The 9294-nt window shown below is 72.6% G+C and carries 7 protein-coding genes, 1 tRNA gene and 1 pseudogene; 3 read left to right on the top strand and 6 right to left on the bottom strand.

Translation table 11 applies throughout. The features are described 5' to 3' along the window. Positions 1-14: 14 nt before the first annotated feature. From A6V29_RS03970 to A6V29_RS03950, 5 genes are all read right to left on the bottom strand, one after another. Complete coding sequence (locus A6V29_RS03970) at positions 15-896, bottom strand: alpha/beta fold hydrolase (protein ID WP_137159091.1); 882 nt, start codon at positions 894-896, stop codon at positions 15-17. 40 nt (positions 897-936) lie between these two features. Further along, positions 937-1704, bottom strand: a complete 768-nt coding sequence (locus A6V29_RS03965) for a phytanoyl-CoA dioxygenase family protein (protein ID WP_137159090.1) — start codon at positions 1702-1704, stop codon at positions 937-939. A gap of 125 nt (positions 1705-1829) precedes the next feature. Then, positions 1830-1903: transfer RNA gene (locus A6V29_RS03960), tRNA-Met, on the bottom strand. A 68-nt stretch (positions 1904-1971) separates the two neighbouring features. Further along, positions 1972-4947, bottom strand: a complete 2976-nt coding sequence (locus A6V29_RS03955; RefSeq protein WP_249933000.1) for a UPF0182 family membrane protein — start codon at positions 4945-4947, stop codon at positions 1972-1974. Between the two features lie 169 nt (positions 4948-5116). Continuing rightward, the gene (locus A6V29_RS03950; RefSeq protein ID WP_137159088.1) at positions 5117-6139 is read right to left on the bottom strand and encodes a YlbL family protein; all 1023 of its coding nucleotides are present in this window, start codon (positions 6137-6139) and stop codon (positions 5117-5119) included. 126 nt (positions 6140-6265) lie between these two features. On the opposite strand from A6V29_RS03950, the gene A6V29_RS03945 reads away from it, so the two are divergent. Beyond that, entirely contained in the window at positions 6266-7606 is a 1341-nt protein-coding gene (locus tag A6V29_RS03945) for a zinc-dependent metalloprotease (RefSeq protein ID WP_137159087.1), read from the top strand. Between the two features lie 7 nt (positions 7607-7613). Here A6V29_RS03945 and A6V29_RS03940 read toward each other — a convergent pair whose 3' ends face one another. Next, the gene (locus tag A6V29_RS03940) at positions 7614-8303 is read right to left on the bottom strand and encodes a M48 metallopeptidase family protein (protein WP_249932999.1); all 690 of its coding nucleotides are present in this window, start codon (positions 8301-8303) and stop codon (positions 7614-7616) included. A 409-nt stretch (positions 8304-8712) separates the two neighbouring features. Here A6V29_RS03940 and A6V29_RS20580 point away from each other — a divergent pair, with 409 nt between their 5' ends. Both A6V29_RS20580 and A6V29_RS03935 read left to right on the top strand, forming a co-directional pair. Beyond that, a complete protein-coding gene (locus A6V29_RS20580; protein ID WP_170977676.1) occupies positions 8713-8865 on the top strand; it encodes a DUF5679 domain-containing protein in 153 nt (50 codons plus the stop codon). A 100-nt stretch (positions 8866-8965) separates the two neighbouring features. Continuing rightward, positions 8966-9294 (top strand): annotated as a pseudogene (locus tag A6V29_RS03935) (ThiF family adenylyltransferase); the annotation flags it as partial.

Below are 9294 nucleotides of genomic sequence, written 5' to 3'. Positions count from 1 at the left end.
CTCGGTAAGCCCCATTAGTCGGCGAGGAACCCGACGATCCGGGGGTTGACCACCTCGGGCCGCTCGAGGTGCAGGAAGTGCCCCGCGCCGTCGACGACGACGACGTCCGACCCGGGCGTCAGGACTCCGCGGACGGCGTCGGCGGAGTCCAGGGCCATGCAGCCGTCCTGCGTGCCGTGCAGGTACAGCGTGGGCTGCGGCGGGGCGCTGCCGGCGGCCTGCTGCTCGGCGGCCAGCTCGGGAGCGTGGCGGGAGGGGTCGAACAGCGCCCGGTAGTAGCCGAGCGCGGCGCCGAGGTTCTCCGGCGTCCCGAGGGCCGTGCGGACGGCGGCCAGGTCGTCGGTGGCGTCGTACCCCGGCGACCAGTCGGCCCACAGCCGCGCGAGGAAGTCCAGATCGCCGCCGGCGACGACGGCGTCGGCCAGCGGGTGCTGGAAGAAGTACATGTAGAACGACCGCTTGATCTGGTCGTAGGTGAAGAAGGTGCCGGCCAGGGCGGGGCCCACGGGCACCGCCATGGCGACGACCTTGCGCCAGCGGTCCGGGGCGCTGCCGGCCGCCCCGTAGACGGCCTGGGCGCCCCAGTCGTGGCCGACGAGCACCGCCCGCTCGTCGCCACCGAGCGCCTCGTGCAGCGCGTTGGCGTCCCGGGCCAGGGCGCCGGTCTGGTAGTGCCCGTCGGCCGGAACCGCGGTGGGGGCGTAGCCGCGGGAGAACGGCGCGACGGCGCGGAAGCCGGCCGCGGCCAGTTCCGGCAGCAGGTGCCGGTAGGTGTGCGCGGTGTCGGGGAAGCCGTGCAGGCACAGCGCCAGGGGCCCGTCCTCGGGTCCCGCCGTCAGGTAGGTGAACGAGAGGCCGCCGGCCTCGATCTGCTTCTCGACAGTCGCGGGGGTCACCCCGCGAACCTAGATCACCGGCCCGGGTGGCTGTCCAGGATCAGCCGAGCACCCGCCGGGGGTGGCGGCCGTCGACGTAGCCGAGGAACGGCGGGTGAATGTTGTAGCCGAGCAGTTCCTGCAGCCGCTCGGGCAGCTCGCGCACCACCTCGCGGGGCACGGCGAGGACGTGGTTCTCCTGCGGCCGCAGCCACGACGCGGCGTACTCGAGGATCACGCCCAGCCGAGGCCGGTCGGTCGTGTTCGCACCGCCTCCGTGGATGAGGTTGCCGACGTAGATCATCACCGACCCCGCGGGCATGACCGCCGCGGTCGTCTCCTCCTCGGTGACCGTCCGCCCCTCCTCCCAGCGGTGGCTGCCGGGGACGAAGCGGGTCGCGCCGTTCTCGAGGGTGAAGTCGTCGAGCGGCCACATGGTGTTGACGACGACGTCCTTCCCGGTGCGGGGCAGCGGGTAGACGTCGTCGTCGCGGTGCAGCACCTGGGCGACCTCGCCCGGCCCGATCTGGATGCCCACCGGCGCGCTGAACTGGTAGTGCCCGAGCACGTGGTCGAGGACGCCGAGCACGAGCGGATGGGTGCCGGGACCGTCGAAGTAGCGCGTCTTCGCGAACAGCGCATAGACCCGCTGGGTGGAGAAGCCTTCGAACGAGTTCCGCCCGGTGCCGGTCTCGGCCAGCACCCGCTGGAGGTCCGCCTTGGCCGCCTGCACCCAGTCGTCGTCCATCAGCCGTTCGATGACGACGTAGCCGTCCCGGTCGATCGCCTCGACGAGGTCGGCCACGCTGGCGTCGCGGGTGAACACCATGGTTGCTCCCGAAGGTCCGGTGGTGGAGGACAGCCCTGCGAGCGGAACGTAGCAGGGCCGCTGCCTGCCCGGCCGGGACGACGAAGGGGCCCGGTCACCGTGGTGACCGGGCCCCTTCGTGGTAGTAGCGGGGGCAGGATTCGAACCTGCGACCTCTGGGTTATGAGCCCAGCGAGCTACCGAGCTGCTCCACCCCGCGTCGGTAGTGACCACCGTACCAGGCCCGGCGGAGGGGGCGACGCCGGTCCGGCTCGCCCCCTCCCCCGCTCAGTCGCCCGAGCCGGCCGCGGCCGCCTGCGCCGCCCGGTAGGCGGCCACCGCGGCGTCCAGCTGCTCGAGCGCCTGGCCCTGGCCGGCGAAATCACCGTTGCGCTGGGCGTCGCGCAGCGCCTCCAGCGCGGCGTTGATGTCGCTGACCGCCTGGTCCAGGTCGGCCTCGACGTCGGGGCCGCCGGCCGGCGGCGGCCCCGGTGTCGGTTCCGCCGGGGTCGGGGTCGGGTCGGGCTGTTCCTCGTCGCCCTCGTCCTCCGGCTGCGGCTCGGTCGCCTCGCTGTCGACGGCGATCTCGCCGACCCCCTCGCCGAAGACCTGATTGAGCGCCTCCGCGAGGGTGTTGGCGTAGCCGATCTGACCGCCGAAGTTGACCAGCACGCGCTGCAGCAGCGGGAAGCCGCTCTCCGCCGTGCTCTCCACGTACAGCGGCTGCACGTACAGAAGGCCGGCGTCCCCGATCGGGAGCGTCAGCAGGTTGCCGAGCACCGCGTCGGAGTTCTCGCTGTCGAACAGGGTGAGGTCGCGGCGGATGTCCTGGTTGGCACCGAAGGAGTTCTGCACCTGCGTCGGCCCCAGGAACGGGGTGTTCCCGGGCAGCTGCAGCACCTGGATCTGGCCGTAGGTCTCCGGCGCACTGGAGGCCGACACGAACGCCGAGAGGTTGGGCCGCCGGAACGCGTTGAGCGCGCTGGTCAGCTGGAACGTCGCCTCCGGGTCACCCGGCCGCTGAGCCAGGATGTAGTACGGCGGCTGGTCCTCCTCGACGTCCTGCGTCGGGTCCTGCGGGATCTGCCACCTGTCGCTGCCCTCGTAGAACGCGATCGGGTCGTCGACGTGGTAGCGGGTGAGGATCTCCCGCTGGACCTTGAACAGGTCCTCCGGGTAGCGCAGGTGGCTCTCCAGCTCCTCGGAGACCTCTTCCTTGGGCTCGACGATGCCCGGGAACGCCTTCATGTAGGTCTTGAGGACCGGGTCCTCGGTGTCCCACTCGTAGAGCGTCACCGTGCCGTCGTACGCGTCGACGGTGGCCTTCACCGAGTTGCGGATGTAGTTGAAGGTCTCGTTCGGCAGCGCCGTCGTCCCCGTGCCGGTGAGCGCGTCGGTGGCCGCCTCGCCCAGCTCCATCTGCTCGGAGTACGGGTAGGAGTCCGACGTCGTGTAGCCGTCGAGGATCCACACCACGCGGCCGTCGATCACCGCGGGGTACGGGTCGCCGTCGACCTCCAGGAAGGGCGCCGCCTTCTCCACCCGTTGGCGGGGGTCGCGGACGTAGAGGACCTTCGACTCCTCGTTCACCGCGCTGGAGAGCAGGAAGTTCCGCTCGCGGTAGTAGATCGCGAAGGTCAGCTGCCGGAAGAAGCTCCCGACCGAGACACCGCCCTCGCCGTCGTAGGTGTTGTTGATCTGCCGCTCGTCCGAGCCGCCCTCGGGCAGGTCGGACTCGCGCGGAGCGGTGCCCTCGGGCGCGCCGACGACGGAGTAGTCGTCGATCAGCTCGCCGTAGTAGATGCGGCTCTGCTCGACCGGGATGTCGCCCTCGACGGGCAGGTCACCGGTGGTGAAGTTCGGCCGGCCACCCTCCGAGCCACCCACGACCTCGTTGGCCGGCGCGGCCACGAAGCCGTGCCCGTGGGTGTAGACCGTGTGCCGGTTGATCCAGGTGCTCTGGTTCTCCGACAGCCCGGCGCTGTTCAGCTCGCGGACCGCCACGACGTAGTCGCGCAGCTCGCCGTCGACGGTGTACCGGTCGACGTCCAGCCGCTCGGGGAACCCGTACCAGTTACGGATCTGCTGCAGCGCCGTGTAGGTCTCCGACAGCACGTTCGGGTCCAGCAGGCGCGCGTTGGGGATCGTCTCGGTGTCGTTGCGCAGCTCGGCGAGGGCGACCTCCGGGTCGACGGCCTCCTCGTCGCCCTCGGTCGTCGTCCCGGTCGCGTAGTTCACGTACTCGACGTGCTCGTCGTCGAGACCGTACGCCTGCCGGGTCATCTCGATGGCCCGCTCGATGTAGGGCGCCTCGCGCTCGTTGGCGCTGGGCCGGACCACGAACTGCTGCACGATCGCGGGGTAGGCCACGCCGATCACCAGGCTGGTCGCCAGCAACAGGACCAGCGCGGCGGCCGGCAGCAGCAGGTTGCGGAAGACGATGTTGGCGAAGAACGCGATCGCGCAGACCGCCGCGACGAACACCAGGATCGTCTTGGGCACCAGCAGGGCGTTGACGTCGGTGTAGCTGGCGCCGGTGAAGACCTCGCCGCGGTTGGAGTAGACCAGCCCGTACCGGTCCAGCCAGTACGCGATCGCCTTGAGCGCCACGAAGAAGCCGAGCAGCACCGAGATCTGGACCCGCGCCGCGGCGGTCAGCTTCTGGCCGGGGGTCTGCAGCCGCAGCCCGCCGAAGACGTAGTGCGTCAGCAGCGAGCCGATCAGCGCCAGGATCACGATCGCGAAGCCGAAGCCGAGCACCAGCCGGTAGAAGGGGTACTCGAAGACGAAGAACGACAGGTCGAGGCCGAACTGCGGATCGGTCTGCCCGAAGTCGGTGCTGTTGCGGAAGGTCAGCCAGGTCTCCCAGCTGCTCTGCGCGGTGAACCCGGCGAACAGCCCGAGCACGACGGCGACGGCGGTGAGCACCAGCCCCGCCCGCGGCTCCAGCGACTGCCGGTAGCGCTCGAGGTTCTGCTGCTCCAGCGACATCGGCCGGAACGTGGGCCGGTGCCGATAGGCCAGGTAGATGGCCAGCGCGGTCAGCCCGCCCGTCGCCACCCCGGCCACGGCGAACAGCAGCGCACGGCTCTGCAGCTCGGTCCAGAAGACCTCGGTGTAGCCGGTCTCGTCGAACCACAGGTAGTCGACGTACACGTTGGTGAGCGCGCCGATCACGGTGAACAGCACGAGCAGCACAGCGAGGGCGCCGAGACCCAGCTTCGCGCGCCGGGACAGCGTCGGCACCGGCACGGGGGGCCGCATGGCCACGAGCGGTCTCCTTCAGTTGCGGGTCGTCGTCAGGTGCGGGCCCAGCGGCGTGACGGCGGCCACGACACCGGTGAGGTGGAGGTGACCGACCCTGGGCACACTCCACCCCTCATCCCAGCACAACGCGCCAGGCCCGACCGGGTTCCCGGGTCCGGCCCGGGGTTCAGCAGGTCTCGGGGGTGCGGCCGGCGCGGAAGTCGGCCAGCGCGGCGAGCGCGTCCTCGAGGGTGTCGACCCGGGCGAGCGGGAAGCCCGGGTCGTCGGCGGCCAGGGCCTCCGCGCAGTTCCCGCCGGGCACGAGGAAGAGGTCCGCGTCGATGTCGCGCGCGGCGATGATCTTCAGCGGGATGCCGCCGATCGGCCCGACCCGGCCGTCCGCGTCGATCGTCCCGGTCCCGGCGACGAGGGCGCCGCCGGTGAGGTCCTCGTCACCGACCAGGTCGAGGATGCCGAGGGTCAGCATGAGCCCGGCCGAGGGCCCGCCGACGTCCTCCACCTGGATGTCGACGTCGAAGGGGGCCGAGGGCTGCTGCAGCACGCTGACGCCGAGCAGGGAGCCGTCGCGCTCGTCCGAGCCACGGGTCGTGATCGTGGCGCTGCCAGGCTCCCCGAGCCGGGTGAAGACCACCTCGACGGTGGTGCGGGGCGGGATCGACCGGAGGACGGCGTCCAGGCTGTCCAGATCCGGCGTCGGCCGTCCGTCGATCGACTCGATGGCGTCGCCCTCCTCGAGGAGGGACTCCGACGGCGACCCCTCGGGCACCTCGCGGACCACGACCTTCTCCGGGAAGCCGAGGTGCCCGAGCGCGACGGTCTCGGCGGCCTGCTCGGAGGTGAGGAACGCGCGGCGGTTGAGCCGGCGGGTCTCCTCCACGGTGCGGTCGGGCGGGTAGACCGACTCCTCCGGGACGACGGCGACCTCGTCGTCGAACCAGCCGCGCACGGCCTGGACCAGGCTGAGCCCGCCCCTGCCCACGCCGACGGTGGTGAGGTTGAGGTTGCCGTCGGTCTCGTTGCGCTCGCGGCCCTCGATCTCGATGATCGGCTCGCCGTCGATCTCGCCGAGGGTGTCGAAGGTCGGCCCGGGGACCTGGGCGACGTAGGGCACCGGCAGCGTGGTGCCGAGCAGGCCGAAGATCAGCAGCAGCACACCACCGGCGGTCAGGACGGCGATCCGACGGGTCACGACCGGCGAGCCTATTCGGCGCTGCTGGGCGATGCCGCCAACCCGACAACCGTGGCCCCGTCCAGAGGCTCGTCGCGAGCTCGCGAGCGATGAGGGGGACGGGGTCCTTCCGTCTACCGTGGACCCATGAGCGATGTGCCCTTCGGCTTCGGCCTGCCCGACCGCGACCCCGAGCGCCGGGGCGGTGACCAGCCCGGTGGCGGTGACCCCTTCGGTCTGGGCGCGCTGTTCGGCGGCATCGCCGGCGGCGGCTCCCCCGAGGACGTGCTGGGCAAGATGCCGCTGTTCGCCGAGCTGCAGAAGCTGATGAGCTGGTCCGGCGGTCCGGTCAACTGGGACCTCGCCAAGCAGAGCGCGATCAGCCAGCTCGCCGCCGGCCACCAGCCCTCGTCCGACGCGGAGCGCACCGCCGTCGCCGAGTCGCTGCGCCTGGCCGACCTGTGGCTGGACCAGGTCACCGAGCTGCCCTCGGGCATCGAGCGGACGGCGGCCTGGTCGCGGGTCGAGTGGGTGGAGCAGACGCTGCCGGCCTGGGGTGCGCTGATCGACCCCCTCGCCGAGCGCGTCGTCGCGGCGATGACCAGTGCGCTGCCGCAGGAGGCCGCGATGTCCTTCGGGCCGATCGCCGGGATCATGGGCCGCATGGGCGGGCTGATGTTCGGCGCGCAGGTGGGGTCCGCGCTGGGCAAGCTGGCCGACGAGGTCCTCACCAGCACCGACGTGGGGCTCCCGCTCGCCCCGGCCGGTACCGGCGTGCTCGTGCCGCAGAACGTCGCCGAGTTCGCCTCCGGCCTCGACCGTCCGGCCGACGAGGTGCGGCTGTTCCTGGCCCTGCGCGAGGCGGCGTCCCAGCGGCTGTTCGCGCACGTGCCCTGGCTGCGCCAGCAGCTCCAGGACGCCGTCCACGCCTACGCCCGCGGCATCACCATCGACCGCGAGGCGATCGAGCGGGGGATCGCCGACGCCATGGGCGGCGGCGGGCTGGAGGGGCTGGACCCCAGCGACCCGGAGAGCATCCAGCGACTGCTGGGCAGCGGAGTGCTCGAGCCGGAGGAGACGCCCGAGCAGCAGATGGCGCTGCGCCGGCTGGAGACCCTGCTGGCCCTGGTCGAGGGTTGGGTGGACACCGTCGTCGCCGAGGCGGCGAAGGACCGGCTGCCCGGCCACTCCGCCCTGGCCGAGACGATGCGCCGCCGGCGCGCCTCCGGCGGACCGGCCGAGCAGACCTTCGCCACGCTGGTGGGGCTGCAGCTGCGCCCCCGGCGGCTGCGCGACGCCGCCGTCGTGTGGGCGGCGATGGGCCAGAAGCACGGTAGCGCGGAGCGCGACCAGCTGTGGAACCACCCCGACCTGCTGCCGACGTCGGACGACCTGGACGAGCCCATGGACTTCGTCGCCCGCCACGGTCTGGACGACGAGCTGCGGGGGTTGACCGCCGCCGACGCCGAGCGGGATCCGGAGGAGTAGTCCGGCCTCAGTCGACGATGTCGGGCGCGCCGTGCTCGGCCGCGCCGGCGGTGTTGGCCAGCTCCACGCCCTCGAGGAAGCCGCGGGCCCGCTCGGCCCGCGGATAGCGCGCCACCAGTGCCCAGAACCGCTCGTCGTGCCCCGGTTCGAGCAGGTGGACCAGTTCGTGCACCAGCACGTAGTCCACGACGTACTCGGGCATCGAGCGCAGCCGGCTGGAGAGCCGGATGCTGCGGTCGGCGGGCGTGCAGGAGCCCCACCGGCGCTGCTGGTTGTCCACCCAGCGCACGGATGCCGGCTCGGCGAGGCCGTCGAGGTGGGCGGCCGAGAGCGCGCGGGCGCGCGCCATCAGTTCGTCGTCGCCACCGAGCGAGCGGCGTCGCCGCTCCTCGCGGGTCTGCAGCTTGGCGACCATCTGGGCCACCCAGCGCCGCTCCTCGGCCGGGCTGAACGCCGCCGGGATGAGCACGACGGTGCGCCCGCTCTCCCGATAGGCGGTCACGGTGCGCCGGCGGCGGGCACTGCGGCGGACCTCGACGACAGAGGCGGGGTCGCCGGCCCGGAGCGGCACGGTTCCCTCGCCCTCCGGCTTCCTGCTGCGGGCCATGGGCACGGCCCGATCCGCACGGGCGGTTGCCCGCGGCTGCCCGCCGGGGAACTCGTCGTGTGCGGAGGCGTCGGGAGGCGTACCGGGCACGGGGGCACCGTAAGGCACGGCGAGGTCGCTGCGCCTGCCCGACGACACCCTCTCGGGTACAGGTCGCACGGACGGTGGACACGACGGTGGACATGACGGGGCGCACGGCGACCGTCGCGCGCGTTCCACAGCCTCCGGCGAGCGAACGTGCAGGTGACGTCGGGGGCAGGAGGTCGCCCTCGGTGGTTGTCCCGAGCCCCGCCCCCGGTCCACGCACAGGGACACGCCGAACGGTCCCCACGTGCTCCACAACGTTGTCCACAGGCTGTGGGAAGGGTGAGGGCCTGCGGGGTCGGGCGGCACCGGAACGGCGCCCGCTGCCCGGTACAGCGGGGAAGGCCGCGGGTAGCGTGCCTCCGCACACGGTGCCCGGCCTGCGTGTCGCGGCGCCCCGAGACGAGGAGATCCCGTGGCGGAGAGCTACAACGGCTACTGCGTGAAGTGCAAGGACAAGCGCGACTTCGACGGCGAGGTCAAGGTGAGCGAGTCCGGTCGCCGGATGGCCCAGGGCACCTGCCCGGTCTGCGGCACGAAGATGAACCGGATCCTCGGCAAGGCCTGATCGTCACCGGCGGCGTCCCTACGGGGGCGCCGCCGTCGGCGTCTCCGGGGCCTGTGGACGGCGGCTGCGCGACGTCCGCTCGCGCTGGCACGCTCCCCCGGTGACCGACACCGCCCATCCCCTCCTCCCCGCGGCCACCCCCCTCCTGCGCGTGGGCGCCGACTCGCTCCAGGTGGGCGGGACGGACTCCGCCGACGGGGTGCTCGTCACCCCGCGTCCCGACGGGCTGGCCGCCCTGCTGCGCGGCCTCGACGGCAGCCGGGTGCAGCGCGCGGTGCTCGCCGACGCCGAACGGCAGGGGCTGGACGCCGAGATGGTGGCCGCGGTGCTGGACGGCTTGCGCAGCGCCGGGCTGCTCGTGGACGTCGACGCCGCGGACCTGCTCGCCACCGATGCGGGCCCCGCGGCCGCCGCCCGCCGGGCTGCGGA

Origin of the sequence: Blastococcus sp. CCUG 61487 (assembly GCF_005222955.1) — a bacterium.
Classification (GTDB): Bacteria; Actinomycetota; Actinomycetes; order Mycobacteriales; family Geodermatophilaceae; genus Blastococcus.
Note: the sequence above shows the minus strand (reverse complement) of the source record. Positions and strands in the feature narration are given on the sequence as shown.